14 protein-coding genes are annotated in these 18,959 nt (G+C 73.4%); 7 read left to right on the top strand and 7 right to left on the bottom strand.

All coding sequences use genetic code 11. The annotated features are described in order from the left end of the window. Nucleotides 1–73 precede the first annotated feature (73 nt). A complete protein-coding gene (locus Vau01_RS42880) occupies nt 74–1,858 on the top strand; it encodes a hypothetical protein (protein ID WP_204005799.1) in 1,785 nt (594 codons plus the stop codon). Here Vau01_RS42880 and Vau01_RS42875 read toward each other — a convergent pair. Both Vau01_RS42875 and Vau01_RS42870 read right to left on the bottom strand, forming a co-directional pair. Next, nucleotides 1,855–2,265 carry a rhodanese-like domain-containing protein gene (locus Vau01_RS42875; RefSeq protein ID WP_204005798.1) on the bottom strand — a complete coding sequence of 137 codons (411 nt, stop codon included), beginning with the start codon at nt 2,263–2,265 and terminating at the stop codon, nt 1,855–1,857. The genes Vau01_RS42880 and Vau01_RS42875 overlap by 4 nt on opposite strands. Further along, nucleotides 2,262–3,125, bottom strand: coding sequence for an ATP-grasp domain-containing protein (locus Vau01_RS42870; protein ID WP_239152314.1), 864 nt, complete (start codon nt 3,123–3,125; stop codon nt 2,262–2,264). The genes Vau01_RS42875 and Vau01_RS42870 overlap by 4 nt, the downstream gene beginning before the upstream one ends. A gap of 119 nt (nt 3,126–3,244) precedes the next feature. Between Vau01_RS42870 and Vau01_RS42865 the strand changes: the two genes are divergently transcribed. The 5 genes from Vau01_RS42865 (at nt 3,245) to ileS (ending at nt 13,117) form a co-directional block, all read left to right on the top strand. Next, nucleotides 3,245–4,522: a sensor histidine kinase gene (locus Vau01_RS42865; protein ID WP_204005796.1), complete on the top strand. Its 1,278-nt coding sequence runs from the start codon at nt 3,245–3,247 to the stop codon at nt 4,520–4,522. Next, on the top strand, nt 4,510–5,157 hold the full coding sequence (locus Vau01_RS42860; protein ID WP_204005795.1) for a response regulator: 648 nt from the start codon (nt 4,510–4,512) through the stop codon (nt 5,155–5,157). The genes Vau01_RS42865 and Vau01_RS42860 overlap by 13 nt, the downstream gene beginning before the upstream one ends. A gap of 15 nt (nt 5,158–5,172) precedes the next feature. Then, nucleotides 5,173–5,964: a hypothetical protein gene (locus tag Vau01_RS42855; RefSeq protein ID WP_204005794.1), complete on the top strand. Its 792-nt coding sequence runs from the start codon at nt 5,173–5,175 to the stop codon at nt 5,962–5,964. 174 nt (nt 5,965–6,138) lie between these two features. Continuing rightward, complete coding sequence (locus tag Vau01_RS42850; RefSeq protein ID WP_204005792.1) at nt 6,139–9,816, top strand: hypothetical protein; 3,678 nt, start codon at nt 6,139–6,141, stop codon at nt 9,814–9,816. Nucleotides 9,817–10,030: 214 nt separating this feature from the next. Next, complete coding sequence (gene ileS, locus Vau01_RS42845; protein WP_204005790.1) at nt 10,031–13,117, top strand: isoleucine--tRNA ligase; 3,087 nt, start codon at nt 10,031–10,033, stop codon at nt 13,115–13,117. Nucleotides 13,118–13,128: 11 nt separating this feature from the next. Here the strand turns inward: ileS and Vau01_RS42840 are convergent, their stop codons facing one another. Both Vau01_RS42840 and Vau01_RS42835 read right to left on the bottom strand, forming a co-directional pair. Next, on the bottom strand, nt 13,129–14,382 hold the full coding sequence (locus Vau01_RS42840; protein WP_204005788.1) for a hypothetical protein: 1,254 nt from the start codon (nt 14,380–14,382) through the stop codon (nt 13,129–13,131). Beyond that, the gene (locus tag Vau01_RS42835; protein ID WP_204005786.1) at nt 14,379–14,837 is read right to left on the bottom strand and encodes a nuclear transport factor 2 family protein; all 459 of its coding nucleotides are present in this window, start codon (nt 14,835–14,837) and stop codon (nt 14,379–14,381) included. The genes Vau01_RS42840 and Vau01_RS42835 overlap by 4 nt, the downstream gene beginning before the upstream one ends. A gap of 72 nt (nt 14,838–14,909) precedes the next feature. Here Vau01_RS42835 and Vau01_RS42830 point away from each other — a divergent pair, with 72 nt between their 5' ends. Continuing rightward, nucleotides 14,910–15,443, top strand: coding sequence for a TetR/AcrR family transcriptional regulator (locus tag Vau01_RS42830; protein WP_204005784.1), 534 nt, complete (start codon nt 14,910–14,912; stop codon nt 15,441–15,443). On the opposite strand, the gene Vau01_RS42825 is transcribed toward Vau01_RS42830, so the two are convergent. Genes Vau01_RS42825 through Vau01_RS42815 form a run of 3 tightly spaced genes read right to left on the bottom strand, consistent with a single transcriptional unit; the run spans nt 15,432 to nt 18,934 of the window. Beyond that, nucleotides 15,432–16,442: a glycoside hydrolase family 26 protein gene (locus Vau01_RS42825; protein WP_204005782.1), complete on the bottom strand. Its 1,011-nt coding sequence runs from the start codon at nt 16,440–16,442 to the stop codon at nt 15,432–15,434. The genes Vau01_RS42830 and Vau01_RS42825 overlap by 12 nt on opposite strands. Nucleotides 16,443–16,472: 30 nt before the next feature. Next, on the bottom strand, nt 16,473–17,282 hold the full coding sequence (locus Vau01_RS42820; RefSeq protein WP_204005780.1) for an SDR family oxidoreductase: 810 nt from the start codon (nt 17,280–17,282) through the stop codon (nt 16,473–16,475). Continuing rightward, a complete protein-coding gene (locus tag Vau01_RS42815; protein ID WP_204005779.1) occupies nt 17,279–18,934 on the bottom strand; it encodes an FAD-binding dehydrogenase in 1,656 nt (551 codons plus the stop codon). The genes Vau01_RS42820 and Vau01_RS42815 overlap by 4 nt, the downstream gene beginning before the upstream one ends. Nucleotides 18,935–18,959 lie beyond the last annotated feature (25 nt).

The raw sequence follows: 18,959 nt of genomic DNA, 5'->3' as shown, positions 1-18,959 counted from the left end.
TGTGGGCATTGCAACCGTCGATGGGGTCCAGCCCATCTATCTATGGGACGGGCGACGACGGGGAGGCATACGGGTGAGTGCACAGGCCGGGATCCGGACCGAACCCGCGTCCGCCGATCCGGCCCCACCGGTGCGGCGCCGGTTCGGCCGCGCCGACCTGGTGACCGTGCTGTGCCACCTGGGCCTCGGCGTCTTCGTGATGTGGCCGCTGTGGCGCGACCCGGCCGGCGGCAAGCTCGCGGGCAGCCTGGAGGACCAGTACTTCAACGAGTGGAACCTCGCCTACGCCGCCCACGTGCTCACCGACGGCGCGAACCCGCTGTTCACCACGCTGATGAACCCGCCCGCCGGCGCGAACATCATGGCGAACACGTCGAACCTCGGGCTCGGGTTCGTCCTCGCGCCGGTCACGCTGGCCTTCGGCCCGGCGGTGACGCTGGTGCTGGGACTGACGCTAGGCCTCGCCGGCACCGCCGCCGCCTGGTACTGGGTGCTGTCGCGGTGGCTGCTGCCGGCCGACGCCGCGGGAACCGTCGTCGCCGCGGTGGCCGGTGGGCTGATCGGGTTCTCGCCGACCCTGGTGGCCCACGCCGGCGGCACCCACCTGCAGTTCGTGTCCCAGTTCCTCCTGCCGTTCATCGTGTGGCGGGTCACCCGGCTCGCGGACCGGCCGGTGCGCGAGGGGGTGATCATCGGTCTGCTCGTCACCTATCAGTTGTTTCTCGGCGAGGAGATCCTGATGCTGGCGGCGATGGCCGTCGCGGTGCTGCTCGCGGTGCGGCTCGCCGACCGTCCGCGGGTGCCCTGGACGACCGTGCGGCGGTTCCTCACGGGGTCGGCGGTCACGGCGGCGACGGTGCTCGGGCTCGCCGGCTATCCACTGTGGACACAGTTCTTCGGCCCGCAGAGCTACGCCGGGATCGAGTGGTCGATGGCGGCCGGCACCCCGCTGCCGGGATGGACCGCGTACTCCACCGAGTCGCTCGCCGGCGGCCGGTGGCAGACGGAGTTCGCGCTGAACGGCGCCGAGCAGAACGGGTTCCTCGGCTGGGCCGTGGTCGGGTTGGCGATCGCGGCGGCGGTGTGGCTGTGGCGCCGGTCGGGTACGGCCCGCGCGCTGACGGTCACCGCGATCGTGTTCGTGCTGCTGGCCGCCGGTCCCCGGATCGTCTGGGCGGCCGGCGAGCCCGGCATTCCCGGGCCGTGGCGCCTGCTCGCACCGTTGCCGATCTTCGAGTCCATCCTGCCGGCGCGCTTCGCCCTGGTGGCCATCCCGTGCATGGTGGTGCTGCTCGCGTTGGCCGCGCACCGGCTGACGCAGGTGTTCCCGCACCGGAAGGCGCGCCTCGCCCTCGTCGCGGTGGCGGCGGTCGCGCTGATCCCGATCGCGCCGACGCCGGCGACCGTGTGGGAGCGGCCGCGCGTCCCCGAGTTCTTCGCCGCCGGGCTGTGGAAGCAGTACATCCGCCCCGGGCACACGCTCGTGGTGGCGCCGAGGCCGTCGTGCTACTACGGCGACCCGATGCGCTGGCAGTACCTGGCCGACTTCGAGTTCCGCATCAACAGCGGATACTTCATCAGCCCCGTCGGCCCGGACCGGACGGGCACGTACGCCCCGACGGCGCGGCCGAGCGAACTGGTGCTCGAACGGGCGTCCACCAGGAACGAGCCGCAGGCGGTGACCGCGGACGACCGGCGCGCCGCCCGGGAGGACCTGCGCGTCTGGGGCGCCGACGCGGTGGTCGTCGACCCGCGGATGCCGAACGCCGAGGCCATCCGGGTGACGGTGGGGCGGCTGTACGGCGTCACCGATCGGCTCGTCGGCGGTGTCTGGGTCTGGGACGTCAGAGACGTTTAGCGGCGCACGTCCGCCGGGTCGTGATGCACGGGCAGGCCGGCCGCCAGCCACGCCTCCACGCCGCCGACCATGTCGGTGGCCCGGTGCAGGCCCAGCCGGCGCAGACTCTCCGCCGCGAGGCTCGAACTGAACCCCTGCCGGCACACCACGATCACCTCGACGTCGTACCCGGTCGCCTCGGCGATGCGGGCGTCGCTCGCCGGGTCGAGGCGCCATTCCAGCACGGTCCGGTCGATGACGAGCGCACCCGGCAGCTCGCCGACCTCGGCCCGTTGCGTCTCGGTGCGGGTGTCGACGACGAGCGCGCCACGCGTGCGCGCGGCCTCGGTCTCGTGCGGGGTGTACCGGCGGACGCCGTCGCGGGCCTCGGCGAGCACCCGGCCGACCCCGGGTGGTGCCGTCCTCATTGCGCCCGCTCCACTCGCGCGGGCCCGGCGACGGCGGCCACGAAGTCGTCGGGGTCGATGGTGGTCGGGCGGTCGCTGACCTGGCCGTCGCCGACCTCGATGACCCGCCACACGCCGTCGTCACGGCGGGCCAGGTCGACGGTGACGAACGGCAGTCGCAGCGCGGCGACCAGCGGCGCGAGGGCGGCCGGGTCGAGGTCGGGCGGCGGGATGTCGTCGGGGGTGTCGGGATGCGCGCCGACCAGCCGGCAGGCGCCGTCGACCCACCAGGTGCGCGCCTCGGCCGAGACGAACCGCTCGAAGCGACGCAGGACGAACCCGCCGGTGAACTCGTCGCCGCGCAGTTCCCGGAACCGGCGGGCGACCGCGGTCGCGTGGGCGGTGTCGGCGACGTCGGGGATGAACGCCGCCTCGTGCCAGTAGTGCTTCATGGACTTGGTGTAGTCGCGCAGGACGGCCGCGCCGGGGCCGAGGTCGCCGCACGCGCGGACGAAGCCGGCGTCGTCGTCGCCGCGCGTCCACACCGTCGACGGCGTGACGCCGGCCATTGCCGCGTACCAGCCGGGCAGTTCATGCGCCTTCCGGTACTGGTCGGGGCCGGTGCGCAGGACGACGTCGCGCTGCGCGAGCGCCGCCGCGAACGCCGCATAGTCCTTGCTACGCAGCATCCAGCCGCGGTAGACCGCCGGGCCCGACGTTCGGATCCCGCGCACCGCCCGTTCCGCGCCGCCGTCGGTGCCCAACGCGTCGTGGTCGACGAGCGCCACGTCGAGGCCGGCCGCGCGGGCGGCACGTGCCTCGTCGGCGAAGTGTTCGTCGGGCCGGCGCGGATGGATGACGTCGGCGGGGATCATCAACATCACCCGGAGATCATGCCGGAAACCGCCATGATCGAAAGCCGGAGGTATGGCTAGGTCTACCTGAAGTCTCGGTCCAGACGCCTGGTTCGGGTCCGCGGCTCTCGCCTAGCTTGGGGCGCATGACGTTGCTCGGAGCCGTGGCCCGGCCCCGCTTCCTGGTCTCGGTGTGGCCGTGGCGTGCCCTCGCCTACACCGCGACCACGGCGGTGGCCTCCGGGCTGCTCTGGCTCGTGCTCGCCGGTCCGCTGCTGCCGCTGGCGCTCGCCGTGGAGGCGCTGGCGGCCAGGCGCACCGGCTACCTGCTGGTGGCGGCCGGGCTCGGTCTGGTCGGCGTGGGGGCACTCGCGCTCGCGGGTCCGCGGCTCGCGGTCGCCGTGGCGGGTGCCGAGCGGTGGCGGTTGCGGCTGGCGGGCGAGGTCGCGGATGCGGAGCGGTTGCGGCTGGCGGGCGAGGTCGCGACGCCGGCGCGCCGGCGCGGTGGCCTGTACACCGATCCGGCCACCTGGCGGGCGGTGGCGTACCTGCTGGTGCTCGGCCTCGTCGTGCCGCTGTGGCTCGGTGTGCTCGCGCTGGTGGGTCTGCTCGTCGTGTCCACGCCGATCGCGGTGTATCACCGGGTGGTCGCCGTGTATTCCTGGGGCGACACGGCCGGGCGCGCCGCGCTGGGGCTGGTGCTGGTGCCCGTCCTGCTCTACCTGGCCGCCGGGTTCGGTGGCGCGCACGCGGCGCTGGCCCGGCTGCTGCTGTGCCCGGAGCCCGACCCCGCCGCCGCCGAACTGGTCGAGGTGGCCCGGTCGCGGGCCCGGCTGGCCGACGCGTTCGACGCCGAGCGGATCCGCATCGAGCGCGACCTGCACGACGTCGCCCAGCAACGGCTGGTGAGCCTCACCGTGCAACTCGGCCTCGCCCGGCTCGACCTGCCGGCCGATTCTCCCGCGGCGGCGACGGTCACCGCGGCGCACGAACAGGCGAAGACGCTGATCGTGGACCTGCGTGATCTGGTTCGCGGCATCAGCCCGCGCACGCTGCGGGAACTGGGGCTGCGGGCCGCGATCGAGGAGGTCGCCGCCGGCAGTTCGGTGCGGGTCAGCGTCGACGCCGACCCGGCCCGGTTCCCGCCGGGCGTGGAACGGGTCGCGTTCGCGGCGGTGTCGGAGGCGCTCGCCAACGCGGTGAAGCATGCCGCGGCGACCCGGGCCACCGTCGCCGTCCGGCGGTCCGGCGACCGGCTCACCGTCGAGGTGCGCGACGACGGGCACGGCGGTGCCGACCCGGCCCGCGGATCGGGGCTCACGGGTCTCGCCGACCGGGCCGCCGCGGCCGGCGGTCGGCTGCTGCTGTCCAGTCCGGCCGGCGGGCCGACGATCCTCCGGGTGGAGCTGCCATGCGCGTCGTGATCGCGGAAGACTCCGTGCTGCTCCGCGAGGGGCTCGGCGGGCTGCTGGCCCGGTTCGGGTTCGACGTGGTCGCCGCGGTCGGCGACGCCGATGCGCTGATCAAGGCCGTTGCCAAGGCCCGGCCCGACCTCGTCGTCACCGACGTGCGCATGCCGCCCGGCTTCACCGACGAGGGGCTGCGGGCCGCCGTCGCCCTCCGCGTGACCGATCCCGACCTGCCCGTGGTGGCGCTCAGCCAGTACGTGCAGCACAGCTACGCCGGCGAGCTGCTCGGCTCGGGGCAGGGCCGCGCGATCGGTTACCTGCTGAAGGACCGCGTGGCCGACGTCGCGGAGTTCGCCGCGACGCTGCGGCGGGTGGCCGCCGGCGAAACCGTCGTCGACCCGGAGGTGGTGCGCCAACTGATGCAACGTCGTCGTGACCCGCTCGACCAGCTGTCAGCGCGGGAACTCGAGGTCCTGGCCCTGGTCGCCGAGGGCCACTCGAACGCCGCGATCGCCCGCATCCTCGCCCTCACGGAGGCCGGGGTCGGCAAGCACATCGGCAACGTCCTCGCCAAGTTGAACCTGCCGGTCAGCGACGACACGAACCGGCGCGTGCTCGCCGTGCTCACGTACCTCCGCGGCCAGCAGTGACCCGAAAGGTCCACCATGCCCACCACCACAGCACCGTCCCGGTCCCCGATCGCCGTCCTCGCCGCGGTCGCCGTGGCCCTCGTCGCCGCGTTCGTCGTGGCTCCGCCGGCGCTGGCCGGCGTGGGGTCCGGCGACGATCTGGGCGACGAGCGCCGGCTCACCGACGCGTTCCGCGCGGCGTTCGTCGGGTACTGGCGCTCCGGCGACCGGGACCTCCCGCCCGACCTGCAATCGGTGGTCGACTACTGGTTCCGCTTCCACGTGGTCAAGGCCGTCGTCGCCGTGCTGCTGCTGTTCGTGCTCGTCGCGCTCGGTACGCACCTGTGGAAGGCATTCCCGCGGAGCGGGAACCGGGCCGTCCTCGCGTCGGCCGGTGTGTTCGTGACGCTGTTCGCACTGTTCGCCCTGGCGACGGCGATGGCCAACCTGCAGGGTGCGGCGACGCCGTTCGCCTCGCTGTTGCCGATGCTCGTCGACGGGCCGGTCGACGGGCCGGTCGATGCGGACCTGGCCGGCACGCTGGAACAGGTCCGGCAGCAGTTGGCCGCGGGCGGCCCGGCGTCGCCCGCCGTCGACGTGATGGTCGACGACTTCGCCCGGTACCACGCCGCGATGGCGGTGATCGCCACGGTCGTCGCGGTCGGTCTCGTCGGCGTCGGTGTCGCGCTGTGGCGGAGGTCCCACCGGTGGTTCGCCGCGTTGTTCGCGCTCGTGGCCGTGCTGGCGGCCGTTGTCGCCGTGGCGAACGCCGGCACCGCGGCGGATCCGGAACCGGCGCTGCGTGCCTTCTTCGACGGCGGCTGGTGACGGCGGCTGGTGACGGCGGCTGGTGACGGCGGCTGGTGACGGCGGGCGGCCTTGGCGGGCGGCCTTGGCGGGCGGCCTTGGCGGGCGGCTGGTGAAAGGTGGATGAAAGGTGGGGGTGGCGGGGTCGGCCTAGGGTGTCCGCGTCGACCGTTCGCGTCTCATGGAGGTTTCCGCGTGTCTGTCACGGGATCCGGGTTCGAGCTGCCGCATCCGGAGCAGGTGTGGATCCACGGAGCGTTGCTGGCCGCCCTGCGCGCCGGTGGCGGGGTGTCCGCGTTCTGCTCGGTCGACGCCGACGGAGTGTTCCACGACGACGGCGGCGGCAACTGGTGGCGGATGACCTGGATCGAGGGCGACCGCGCGGTGGTCGTCGGCACCGACTCCGACTACAGCGACACCCTCGGCATCGAACCGGAGCTGGACCTGCTCGCCGGCGCGCCGTCCTGGTTCCCGCGCGCCTGGGTGCGCGACTCCGACGGCATGCTCGGATTCGCCTACTGGTGGGACGGCCGCCGGTGGGACCGCACGCCGTACCCCGAAGAGGTGGAGGACGGGCACCGGCTCGTCAGCGGGATCCTCGATTGGTTCGCCGACAACGTGGACGACCCGGCCGAGGTCGCCACGGTCATGCCGGACCTGATCACCCGGGCGGAGGCGGCGCGCGTCGACGAGGCGGCGCTGGCGCGCGTCCTCGACAAGCTGGCACCCGACGGAGCCGGCACCGATGCCGCGGCCGCGCTGGCCGCCGCCGAGCTGGCCGGCCTGACCCCGGCGCGGCGCCGGCCCGAACTGCCGTCAGGTGCCGCCGGGCCACGGCCGGCCGGCGAGACGCCCGAGTCGGGTTCCGCCGGACCGCGGCCGGGCCGCGAGACGCCCGAGTCGGGTTCCGCCGGACCGCGGCCGGGCCGCGAGACGCCCGAACTGCCGTCGGGTGCGACCGAGGCTTGGCCGAGCGGCGAGACGCCCGAACGGCCGTCAGGCGCCGCCGACCCACGGCCGGCCGGCGAGACGCCCGACCCGGCCGCCTGGCCGGACCTCGCCGATGACATCGTGCTGGCGGCGACCGACCCGGCCGGGACGCGGGCGCGGGTCGCCGGATGGGCCGGCGCGATCGCCGTGGCCGACGTTCCGGCGTACCTCGACCACGCCTGCGAACGCTTCCTCGACGCCGGCCGCCCCGACGAGGCCGCCCACTTCTTCGCGCTGGCCCGCAAGGTCGAAGACGCGCACGAGTGGTTGCTGGGCCAGGGCTACGCGGTCGAGCGGGCGCACCGTAGCTTCCTCCGGTTCGCGCCGAGGGGGCTGCTGACGCCGGCGGCGATCCAGGACCGGCTCAAGCGGTTGAGTCTGCACACCGACGCGGCGGCGGCCCACCGGATGGGCTGGGAACTGGCCGCCGTCTTCCTCGACGCCGGTTCGATCCCGTACCCGCAGCTGCTCGACGACCTGCGGCCGCTGGCCGCCGCGGCCGGCGTCGCCGAGTCCGACGAGGAGGACCGGATCGCCGAGCGCTTCCTGCGGTCCGGGCTGCTGCGCGCGGCCGGCGTGCCGGTCTGGCGGATGCTGTCGCCGGCGCTGGTGCGGCTGTGCCGGGCGTCTGCCGAGTGGACGGACCTGCTCGTCGAGGTCGCACCGGCGCCGGGGGGCGGCGGGGAGCGGGACGTGTGGCTCGACGTCCTCGCCCGCGGCGGTGCCGGGAAACGGCTGCCGGCGGCGTGGTTCTTCGGCCTCGGCGCCACCGCGTCCCGCACCCTGCTCACCCTCGCCGACCAGGCGGGCGGGCGGCTGTTCGCGCCTCGGCCGGGCCTGTCCGACGTCGAGGTCGACCCGGTGGTCGTGGAGTTCCGGCGGCGCGACCCGCTGGCGTTCCGCACGCGGAACGAGAACCGCCTGGGGCCGCAGCCCCTCGGCCGGAACTGGCACAGCGTCACCGACTTCGACGACGTGGTCGCGAGGTTCGACGCCACGACCGACGTCGCGGAGGCCGTCGACCAGTTCGTGCGGACGTTGAACTACTACAACAACGTCGACTACCCGCCCGTCCTGCGGGCGGCCTGGGGGCAGCCCGTCATCCGCGAGGTGCTCGACGAGTCGGTGACCGGGTGGCTCGCCGAGGCCGGTGCCGACGACCTGCTGGGCCTGGAGATCGCGTTGCCGCGGCTGGTGCCGCTCGCCGAGGCCGGCATCGCCGCGCTCGACCCCGACCGGTTCGCCGATCCGGTCGTCACCGATCCCGTCGACGCGTTGCTGCACGCGCTGCGGTGGGGCATCCCGGAGGAGCTCCGGATGCCCACGGCTCCGGGTTGGGTGAGCGTCGTGCAGCACCGCGACCACCTGACGATCGCCCATCGCGGCGGCGGGATGGACGCGTACCACGCGAACGGAGAGGTGGTCCACCGCGACGGGACGCCGGAGTCGGGGCAGCCGTGGTTCGACGGCACGCACTGGTACGTCTCGCGGTACTCCGCCGGGATCCGGCAGACGTTCCGGCTCGGCGGGAACGGCGGGAACGGCGGCAGCGGCGTGGGCCTGATGAGCGTCGACGCCGACACCGTCACCCGGTGGCCCGAGGCACCGGTGGCGGGTGCGGTGACGTTCCCGGGCGCCGACCGGGCCGGGCTGGTGCGGATCAGCGCCGGCCAGCTCTGGCTCAGCACGCCCGACGGGCGGATCACCGCCCGGCTGCCGTTCGCACCCACCCAGCCGGCCGGCGCGGTGCTTCCGCCGCCCGGGTGGTGGTCCCGGCTCGAACCGACCGACCCCGACGGCTCGGCGGCGTTGCGGGCGATCACCCGCGAGGCGGTCACCGACCTCGTCGACGCCGCCCTGCGCGGGCCCACGTTCCTGACGGAGGCGCTCACCCGGATCCTGCCGGCCGTCACCGATCCGCGCCTGCGCGAGGGCGTCGAATCCCTGGCCCGGGTCGCGGCCACCACGCTGACCGACGTGGTCCGCCTCCGCGACGCGCTCCGCCTCGACCGCCCGGCGGCGCTGCCCCCGTTGCTGCGTACCGGATCGGGCCTCCGATCGGGCCGCGCCACCGCCGACGTGGTGACGCTGCGGACGATCACCGAGACCCTTCAGACCGCCGCCGCGAACGACGACGGTCCGCGCGGGATGTTCCCGCTCGGGAAGGTCCCCGTTCCGGACGGCGGGGGTGTGGCGATGCTGCGGTTCGGCGGCCTCGGCAGCGCGGCGATCGAGGCGGCGTGGCCGTGGACGCTGGAGACCGAGCGCGGACGCCTCGTCGACCGGATCCTGGCCTGGTCCGCCACCGCCTGGGGCGACGGGCGCGGACGGCTGCGGAGGCTGAGCTACTCGCCGAAGACCGGCCAGTCCCAGCCCGTCGGCGAACTGTGGCGCACGCCGACGGGCGTCATGGTGATCGTCAGCTTCCACCCGCACAAGAGCTACGGCGCCGAGGTCGTCGAGTACGCGCCGGACGGCGTCTTCGAGTCCTTCGAGTTCCCCGGCTGGACGCTGAAGAACGCGCCCGTCCCGCAGGGCTGGGGCGGGACGGACCGGGCGGTCGCGTTCGCGCGCCTGCTGGCCGAGCGTGGCCCGGTGATCGTCGAGCCGGCCGCCGTCCGCGAACTGGCCGCCCGCACCGGCCTGACGGTGGCCGAGGTCGCCGCGGGCTGCTACGGCTGGCCGTATTCGATCGACGGCTCGGAGCTCGTCCCGCGGGGGATCCTCGACCTGTTCGTCGACCCGGCGACGGGGGAGCGGGCCGCCCGTGGCTACAAGGCCGAACGGTGGCTGCGCCCGCTACTCATGCCCGACGACCCGGAAGACCTGTGGACGGTGGGCCTCGACGTCGACCGGGTCGCCGCAGAGTGGCGCGAGCCGTAAATCCGTTTCTCGGGCGGGGGGCCGCTTGTACGCTGTGTCCGCGGAAAGGGCGTTGATGGGGCAATCACCCCGGAGCCGTCGGAAGAAAGGCCTCCCGGCCGAGTAGAACCGACCCGCAGGCGATGAGAGGGCCGCGCGATGAGCGCGGTCAAGGAGGGTGGTACCGCGGGGTTGCGGCCTCGTCCCTCTGTTGGTGACGCCGACGGAGGACCCGATGTACGAGCCCGTTCCCGCGCAGGTCGACCTGCCCGCCCTCGACCACGAGGTGCTTCGCTTCTGGCGCGCCAACGACGTGTTCGCGCGCAGCCTCGAACACGCCGACGAGCGTCCACAATGGATCTTCTACGAAGGCCCGCCGACCGCGAACGGCGTCCCCGGTGTCCACCACGTCGAGGCGCGGGTCTTCAAGGACGTCTTCCCGCGCTATCGCACGATGAAGGGCTTCCACGTCCCCCGCAAGGCCGGGTGGGACTGCCACGGGCTGCCGGTGGAACTGGCCGTGGAGAAGGAGCTGGGCTTCACCGGCAAGCGCGACATCGAGGCCTACGGCATCGCCGCGTTCAACGACCGGTGCCGCGAATCGGTGACCCGGCACACCGACGCGTTCGCGGAACTGACCGAGCGGATGGGCTACTGGGTCGACATCCACGACGCCTACCGCACGATGGACCCGGAGTACGTCGAGTCGGTCTGGTGGTCGCTCAAACAGATCTTCGACCGGGGGCTGCTGGTCGAGGACTTCCGCGTCGCGCCGTGGTGCCCGCGCGACGAGACGACGCTGTCGGACCACGAACTGGCCCAGGGCTACGAGGACGTCACCGACCCGTCCGTCTACGTGCGCCTGCCGCTGGCGACGGGGCCAAACGCCGCGCTGCTGGTGTGGACGACCACCCCGTGGACGCTCGTGTCGAACACGGCCGTGGCCGTGCACCCCGACGTCGCCTACGTGGTGGCCACCGACGGCACCGAGCGGCTCGTCGTGGCGGCGGAGCGGGTCGAGGAGGCACTCGGTCCACAGTGGACGGTCGAGGAAACCTTCAGCGGACGGGAGATGGAGCGCTGGACGTACCGGCGCCCCTTCGACCTCGTCGACATGCCCGGCGCGCATCTCGTCGTCCTCGCCGACTACGTCACCACCGACAGCGGCACCGGGCTGGTGCACCAGGCGCCCGCGTTCGGCCCCGACGACCTCGCCACCTGCCGCGCGTACGGGCTGCCGATGGTCAACCCGGTGCGTCCCGACGGCACGTTCGCGGCGGACCTCGCGCTCGTCGGTGGACAGTTCTTCAAGGACGCCGACGCGGCCCTCGTCGCCGACCTGCGCGAGCGCGGGCTGCTGTTCCGCGAGAAGCCGTACGAGCACAAGTACCCGCACTGCTGGCGGTGCCACACGCCGCTGATCTACTACGCCCAGCCGTCCTGGTACGTGCGCACCACCGCGATCCGCGACCAGCTGCTGCGCGAGAACGAGCGCACCACCTGGCAACCCGAGACCATCAAGCACGGGCGCTACGGCGACTGGCTCACCAACAACGTCGACTGGGCGCTGTCGCGGGCGCGGTACTGGGGCACTCCGTTGCCGATCTGGCGCTGCGTCGAGGGTCACCTCACCTGCGTCGAATCGCTCGCCGACCTCGGCCGGAAGGCCGGCCGCGACCTGTCCGGCCTCGACCCGCACCGCCCGTTCGTCGACGCGGTCACGTTCGCCTGCCACTGCGGCGCGACGGCGGTGCGCGTCCCGGAGGTCGTCGACGCCTGGTACGACTCCGGCGCCATGCCGTTCGCGCAGTTCGGGTACCCGCACCGCAACAAGGATCTCTTCGAGCGGCGGTACCCGGCCCAGTTCATCTGCGAGGGGATCGACCAGACCCGCGGCTGGTTCTACACGCTGATGACCGTCGGGACGCTGGTGTTCGGGCGCTCGGCGTACGAGAACGTCGTGTGTCTCGGCCTCATCCTGGCCGAGGACGGCCGCAAGATGTCCAAGCATCTCGGCAACGTCGTCGCGCCGATCCCGCTGCTGGACCGGCACGGCGCCGACGCGGTGCGCTGGTACATGGCGGCGTCCGGTTCCCCGTGGTCGGCCCGCCGGGTGGGCGACGCCGCGCTGCACGAGGTCGTCCGCCAGACGCTGCTGACCTACTGGAACACCGTCGCGTTCCAGTCCCTCTACGGGCGCGCGGCGAACTGGACACCGTCCACTGTAGACCGTCGGCACGTTCTGGACCGCTGGCTGCTCTCGGAGCTGAATGTGCTGGTACGCCGCGTCGACGACGCGATGGCCGTGTTCGACACCCAGGAGGCCGGCCGGCTCCTCGCGACGTTCGTCGACGACCTCTCCAACTGGTACGTCCGGCGCGGCCGGCGCCGGTTCTGGCGCGGCGATCCGGCCGCGCTGGCGACCCTGCACGACGCGCTGCGCACGGTCACCCTGCTGCTCGCGCCGATCGTCCCGTTCGTCACCGAGCGCGTCTGGCGGAGCCTGGTCGTCGCCGTCGACCCTGATGCCGTCGACTCCGTGCACCTGGCCACGTACCCGTCGGCCGACGAGGCGCTGATCGACCCCGTCCTGGCCGAGCGGGTGGCCCTCGCCCGGCGCCTGGTCGAACTCGGTCGCACCGCCCGTGCGGGGTCCGGCATCCGGACCCGCCAGCCGTTGGCGCGGGCGCTCGCCTCGGCACCGGGCCTCGCGTCGCTGGGCCCGGACCTTCTCGCCGAGATCGCCGCGGAGCTGAACGTCGTCGACGTGGTGGTCGCGGGCGGGGAGTCGCTCGTCGACACCACGGCCAAGGCGAACTTCCGCACGCTCGGCCGCCGCTTCGGCAAGCGGGTCCAATCGGTGGCACGGGCGATCGCGGACGCTGATGCCGCGTCCCTCAAAAATGAGCTGACCGGCGGCGCGGCGACCGTCACCGTCGACGGCGAAAAGATCATCCTGGACGCCGATGACGTCATCGTCACGGAGACGCCCCGGGAGGGGTGGGCCGTGGCCGCCGACGCCGGAGCGAGCCTCGCCCTCGACCTGCGCCTCACGCCGGAACTGCGCCGGGCCGGCCTGGCCCGCGAGGTGATCCGCCTGATCCAGGACGCCCGCCGGTCCACCGGCCTCGACGTCACCGACCGGATCGACCTCCGCTACGAGACGTCCGATGCCGAGGTGGCCGAAGCCCTCACCGAACACGGCGACCGGGTGGCCGAGGACGTGCTCGCGACGACCTTCGGCTCGGGCGGGCCCGGCTGGCCGGCAAGGCCTTACCACGACGCCGATCTGCGTCTGACGTTCTGGCTCCGCCGGGCCTGATCCCGGCCGGCTCAGTCCCGGCGGTGTGCGGGGGCGTGGACCAGGCGCGCCCGCACGGGCTTGAGCAGGTTGATGTCGTCGGGCACGAACAGGTTCACCTCGGCTCCGACGGCGCCCTTCTTCGGGTCGTAGCGGCGCGCGGTGTGCCAGGCGGGGTTCACCGCGGTGGCGACGAGCGGCACGGTGACGTACTCGGGCCCGCCGGGGAACGTCAGCACGATGCCGAGCGGCCGCCACGGTTCGGGCACCGTCGCCGGGTCCACCTCGCCCCGGATCGTCAGGTGCAGCGGCGACGCCGGGAACACCTCGGACGACAGGCACGTGTGCGGCGGCGACGGGGGCTTCAGCGCCGGGAAGGCCGGATCCCCGACGAGGTCGGCCTCCGCCGGGACGTACGGGGTGGCGATCCGTCCCCAGAACGGGCCGCCGAGCATCGCCACCTCCAGCGTGAGATCCAGCGTCACACCGTCGGCGACGGTGAGATCGAGCCGGTTGCACCGCATGCGGTAGGCGCGGCGCGACCGGGTCCGCGTCGGACCGTCGTGGGCGAGCCCGACCAGGAACCGCACCAACGGGAACGACTCGCCCAGCCGCACCGGCACCGGCGGCGGTGTGGCGAGCGTCCGCTCGCGTTGGAGGGCCGGCGGAACCGCGGCCAGCCGCTCCGCCTCGGCGCGCAGGCCGGCCGTCTCGGCGGCGAACCGAGCGGTGCGCGCGGCGTAGAACCGGTCCCGCCGGGCCGAGAACGCCTGCTGCAGGTCGCTCTGGGCCTTCAGGGCGGCGGCGACCTCGGCGTCGGTGGGCAGCGGACGCCCCTGGGCGCGCGCCAGCAGGGCCGCCTGGTGCGGCGTCAGCCCGATGCGCCCGGGCAGCGGACAGTCGTACTTGTCGTAGAGCGCCGCGTTGGCCGCGGACGCCCGCCAGCCCCGGTCCCGTTCGCTGTGGAGAATCAGGTACGGACTCTGCTGCGGCCACCGGGCCACGTTGACCCGTTGGCCGTGGAGGAAACCGACCCATCTGTCCCCGTCCGGCGGGTCGCCGCCGACCCGTGCCACCCAGGCCCCTTCCCGCGACCCCGAGCGGACGCTGACGTCGCGCCAGCCGCGGTCGACCAGTTCCCGTTCGACCCCCGCCGCGTCGTACGGCTCGTTCGCCCACAGCAACTGCGGAAGGTCGAACCCGTGCCGCTCGGGTTCCAGCACGCAGAGCGTCCAGTACCGCACACCGAGGACGCGCCTCAGCTCCTCCGGATACTCCTTGTTCATCCGGCCGTCAGGGCGGTGGCCAGGGTGCCGAGCGCGCCCAAGGCGCGGGCCGCGGCCACGTGGTCGGTGTAGTCGCGGGACTCGACGATGACGCCGTCGCGGACGCGGACGACGAAGACGCACGGGATCGTGAACGGGCGGCCGCCGGCCGAGCCCTCGTAGTCGAACTCGAACACGACCACCTCCGGGTCCGACGTTTCGTGGACGCTGCCCACCGGCTCGAAGCGGTCGAGGCCCCGCGGTGCGCCGGCGAAGTGGCGACGTAGCTCGGCGCGGGTGCGCAGGGGAGTGTCGCCCAGCGGGGCGAACGGGTGGCGGACGTCGGTGTGTTCGGCGTACAGGGCGGCGAGGTCGTCGAGCTGGGCTTCGGTCTGTTCCGCGGTGAGCCGGCCGGCGACCAGGTTGCTGACCCCGGCGGCGACGGCGCGCACGACGTCCGCTGGCTTCCGTGACATGGGTACCCCCTCGAAACGAAGTCTGGACTCCGGAAGTGTAAACGAAGTCGGGACTTCGGTTAAAGTGACCGGATGCGGCAGGACGCGCGGGAGAACCGGGAACGGATCCTCGCCGCGGCGGAGGTGGTCTTCGGCGACCACGGTGCGGCTGGGTCCACGGAGGACGTCGCCCGGCGCGCCGGCGTCGGCATCGCGACCGTCTTCCGCCACTTCCCGACGAAGGAGGCGCTGATCGAGGCCGCGCTCCTGCGTCACTTCGACCAGGTGGCCGGCCACGCCCGCGCCCTCGCCGACCACGCCGACCCCGGCGAAGCGTGGAACACCCTGGTGCGGGTGATGATCGAGACCGGCGCCACGAAGCTGACGCTGGCCTCCCTGCTCACCGAGCGGGAGAACGCGATCGCGGCGGCCAACCGGTTGAAGGCCACGGCGGCGGAGATCCTGCGACGCGCGCAGGACAGCGGCGCGGTCCGCCCGTCGGTGACGATCGAGGAGGTCTACCTGCTGATCCGCGGCCTGTCCCAGGCATCGGTGACGATGACCACCGACCGCGAGACCCTCGACCGCGCCATCGACATCGTCCTGTCCGGCCTCTCACCCACCTGACTGGATCAGCGAGCGGTACCGGGCCGCGGCGTTCGGGTTGGGCGTGGGCGGGAAGACGTTGCATTGGCAGTACCCGGCCGTCTCGTTGAACAGCGACACGAACGCGATCGAACCCGGGTTCTCGGCCGCCCGCGCGGCCAGCCAGGCGTAGACGTGCGTGAAGTAGCTCGGGTTGTCACCGCCCGACGCCGGTGAGCCGGTGGCGACGCTGAACTCGCCGAGCGCGAACGGCAGGCCCTTCGACCGGGCGAACGCGTACCACCAGTTCCAGCCGTGGCGCTTGGTGAAGTGCTGGTCGGCGTTCGCGGTGGTGGTGTACGCCGGGTACCAGTCGTAGGCGTCGATCGCCACGACGTCGACCAGCCCGTCGACGAACAGCGTCGACGGGTCGGCCACCGTGGCCGGCGCGGAGGTCGTGCCTTCGTTGGGGTTGAACACCAACCGCAGGCCCGGCGCCGCCTGCCGGATCAGCGTCGCCGCCCGCGTGTACTGGGCCCGCCACGTGGCCGCGTTCGTGGCGAACGAGAAGCAGCAGTTCATCTCCCAGCCCAGGCGCACGTACCCGTCGGGGTCGACGGCGGCGATCTTCCCGGCCAGCTCGCGCCACTGGTCGTCGGTCCCCGGGTCGCCGGTGTCGTGACCCGAACCCGTCCACAGTGGAACGGCGAGGATGAAGTCGTCGCGCGCCGGGTCGAAGCTCGCCGGCACCGAGCCGGCCCACCAGTCGTTCAGCTGCGCCGCCCAGCTCTCCCGGGCGGTGAACGCCAGGATGTTGTCGACCGGACGCCCGCGCCACGCGGCGAACGCGTCGGCCTGCGCCGGGTCGTGCTCGAAGTAGCCGCCGTCCGACCACGGCAACCCCGACGCCGGCGCGGCCCCGGCGGAAGCGGAAGCGGTGGTGGTGCTGGTGGTGAATGCCATGACGCCCGCGGTGACCGCCACGGCCGCTGCCACGGCCGCCGACAGGATCCGTCCCTTCACGACGAGTACCTCCCCCATGATCGGATACTCATCCTACATAGATCGGTATCAATCGCGAATGCGGAGGCCGTGTGACCGGGCCGTCACCGACTCGGCGACGGTCCGCGGGACCAGGCGGCGCAGGGCGAAGACCAGCGGGGCCCGGCTGCCGACCGCGTACAGGGGTTTCGGACGCGGTGACCGCACCGCCGCCACGATGGTCGCGGCCACCCGTTCGGGCGGCGTGCCGGTGGACGCGTTGCGGTCGAGCGCGTCGAGCATGGTCCGGAACCGCTGGCGGTGCGGGGAGTCGTCGGCGATGTAGGTGGTGCGGCGTTCGCTGATGCCGGTGTTGATCGCACCGGGCTCCACCGTCGTGATCCACACGCCGAACGGGGCGACCTCGCCGCGGGCGGCGGTGGCGAAGCCCTTGAGGGCGGCCTTCGCGGCCACGTACGAGGACCGGTACGCGAGCGGGAAACTGGCCAGCATCGAGCCGACCATGACGACGCGACCGTACCCGCGCGCCCGCATCCCCGGCAGCAGCAGTTGGGTGAGGCGCACGGGGGCGAACACGTTGAGCCGGAAGAGCCGTTCGATGACGTCGCCGGGCAGCTCCTCCAGCGGCCCGGACTGGCTTTCGCCGGCGTTGTTCACCAGCACGTCGACGTCGCCGAGGCCGGCGGCGAACGCGTCGACGGCGGGCGGGTCGAGCAGGTCGAGCGCCCGGTACTCGACGTCCGGGATCAGGGCCGAGGCAGGGATGGCGTCGGGGTCGCGGCTGGTGCCGATGACCCGGAAACCGCCGGCGACCAGCGCGACCGCCGTGGCGTGACCGATGCCGGACGACGCGCCGGTCACCAGCGCGGTGCGCATCATGAGACCGCCTTCGCGGCGGCCCTGCCGGCCACGCGTCCGGAGAACAGGCAGCCGCCGAGGAACGTCCCCTCCAGCGCGTTGTAGCCCATCATCCCGCCGCCGCCGAACCCGGCGACCTCGCCGGCCGCGTACAGGCCGGGTATCGCCGCACCGCCGGGAACCAGGCAGCGCCCGTCGAGGTCGGTCTCCAGGCCGCCGAGGGTCTTGCGGGACAGGATGTTGAGGCGCACGGCGATCAGCGGCCCGGCCTTCGGGTCCAGCAGCCGGTGCGGCGGGGCGACGCGCACCAGCTTGTCGCCGCGGTACGTCCGGGCCGACCGGATCGCCATGATCTGCAGGTCCTTGCTGAACGTGTTCGCCAGCTGCCGGTCGCGCTCGGTCATCACGGCGCGCAGCGCGTCGGCCTCCAGGGCGGGGACGTCCGGGTCGGCGATCTTGTTCATCCCGGCGACCAGTTCCTCGACGGTGACGGCGACCACGAAATCCTCGCCGTGCCGCTTGAACGCCTCGACCGGCCCCGGCGCACCGCCCCGGACCCGCGACAGCAGCAGCCGCACGTCCTTGCCGGTGAGGTCGGGGTTCTGCTCGGACCCGGAGAGCGCGAACTCCTTCTCGATGATCTTCTGGGTGAGGACGAACCAGGAGTAGTCGTAGCCGGTCTGCCGCAGGTGCCGCAGCGTGCCGAGGGTGTCGAACCCGGGAAAGCACGGCGCGGGCAGCCGCCGGCCGGTGGCGTCGAGCCACAGCGACGACGGCCCGGGCAGGATGCGGATGCCGTGGTTGTCCCAGATCGGGTCCCAGTTCCGCAGGCCCTCGACGTAGTGCCACATCCGGTCGGGGTTGATGACGTTCGCGCCCGCCGCCTGCGAGATGCCCAGCATGCGCCCGTCGACGTGGGCGGGCACGCCCGCCACCATCCGCTTCGGCGGCGCGCCGAGCCGCGCCGGCCAGGCCTTGCGGACCAGGTCGTGGTCGCCGCCGATGCCTCCGCTGGTGACGATCACCGCCTGCCCGCGCGCCTCGAACTCGCCGACGACCGTGCGGCTGCTCGCGCGTCCCCGATCGACCGTGCTCTCCTCCAGGACGCTCCCGCGGACCCCGACCACCGCGGACCCCTCGGTGATCAGCCCGTCGACGCGGTGGCGGAACGCGAAGCTCAGCCGGCCCGCCTCGGCGTGCGCCTTCACCCGGCGCTCGAACGGCGCCACCACGCCTGGGCCGGTGCCCCACGTGATGTGGAACCGCGGCACCGAGTTGCCGTGCCCGCCGGCGGTGCCGTCACCCCGCTCGGCCCACCCGACCACCGGGAACAGCCGATGCCCCTGCCCGCGCAGCCACGACCGCTTCTCGCCGGCCGCGAACTGCAGGTACGCCTCGGCCCAGGCGCGGGGCCAGTGGTCCTCCGGCCGGTCGAAGGCGGCGCTGCCGAACCAGTCCTGGCGGGCCAGGTCGAGGGAGTCCTTGACGCCCATGCGCCGTTGCTCGGGGCTGTCGACGAGGAAGAGGCCGCCGAGACTCCAGAAGGCCTGGCCGCCGAGACTCTGCGCGCCCTCCTGGTCGAGCAGCAGCACGCTCCGGCCGGCGTCGGCCGCCTCGGCCGCCGCGACCAGGCCGGCCAGTCCGGCCCCGACGACGATGATGTCCGCCTTCAACGGGCACCCCTCCTTCTCCTGCGGG

Source organism: Virgisporangium aurantiacum (assembly GCF_016863635.1).
In the GTDB taxonomy this organism is placed as follows: Bacteria; Actinomycetota; Actinomycetes; order Mycobacteriales; family Micromonosporaceae; genus Virgisporangium; species Virgisporangium aurantiacum.
This window is presented reverse-complemented; position numbering and strand designations above follow the sequence as displayed.

Coding starts and splice junctions, on each gene's coding strand:
- Vau01_RS42875 (WP_204005798.1), bottom strand. CDS start 2,265: ATGAGGACGGCACCACCCGGGGTCGGCCGGGTGCTCGCCGAGGCCCGC.
- Vau01_RS42870 (WP_239152314.1), bottom strand. CDS start 3,125: ATGTTGATGATCCCCGCCGACGTCATCCATCCGCGCCGGCCCGACGAA.
- Vau01_RS42865 (WP_204005796.1), top strand. CDS start 3,245: ATGACGTTGCTCGGAGCCGTGGCCCGGCCCCGCTTCCTGGTCTCGGTG.
- Vau01_RS42860 (WP_204005795.1), top strand. CDS start 4,510: ATGCGCGTCGTGATCGCGGAAGACTCCGTGCTGCTCCGCGAGGGGCTC.
- Vau01_RS42855 (WP_204005794.1), top strand. CDS start 5,173: ATGCCCACCACCACAGCACCGTCCCGGTCCCCGATCGCCGTCCTCGCC.
- ileS (WP_204005790.1), top strand. CDS start 10,031: ATGTACGAGCCCGTTCCCGCGCAGGTCGACCTGCCCGCCCTCGACCAC.
- Vau01_RS42840 (WP_204005788.1), bottom strand. CDS start 14,382: ATGAACAAGGAGTATCCGGAGGAGCTGAGGCGCGTCCTCGGTGTGCGG.
- Vau01_RS42835 (WP_204005786.1), bottom strand. CDS start 14,837: ATGTCACGGAAGCCAGCGGACGTCGTGCGCGCCGTCGCCGCCGGGGTC.
- Vau01_RS42830 (WP_204005784.1), top strand. CDS start 14,910: ATGCGGCAGGACGCGCGGGAGAACCGGGAACGGATCCTCGCCGCGGCG.
- Vau01_RS42825 (WP_204005782.1), bottom strand. CDS start 16,442: ATGGGGGAGGTACTCGTCGTGAAGGGACGGATCCTGTCGGCGGCCGTG.
- Vau01_RS42820 (WP_204005780.1), bottom strand. CDS start 17,282: ATGATGCGCACCGCGCTGGTGACCGGCGCGTCGTCCGGCATCGGTCAC.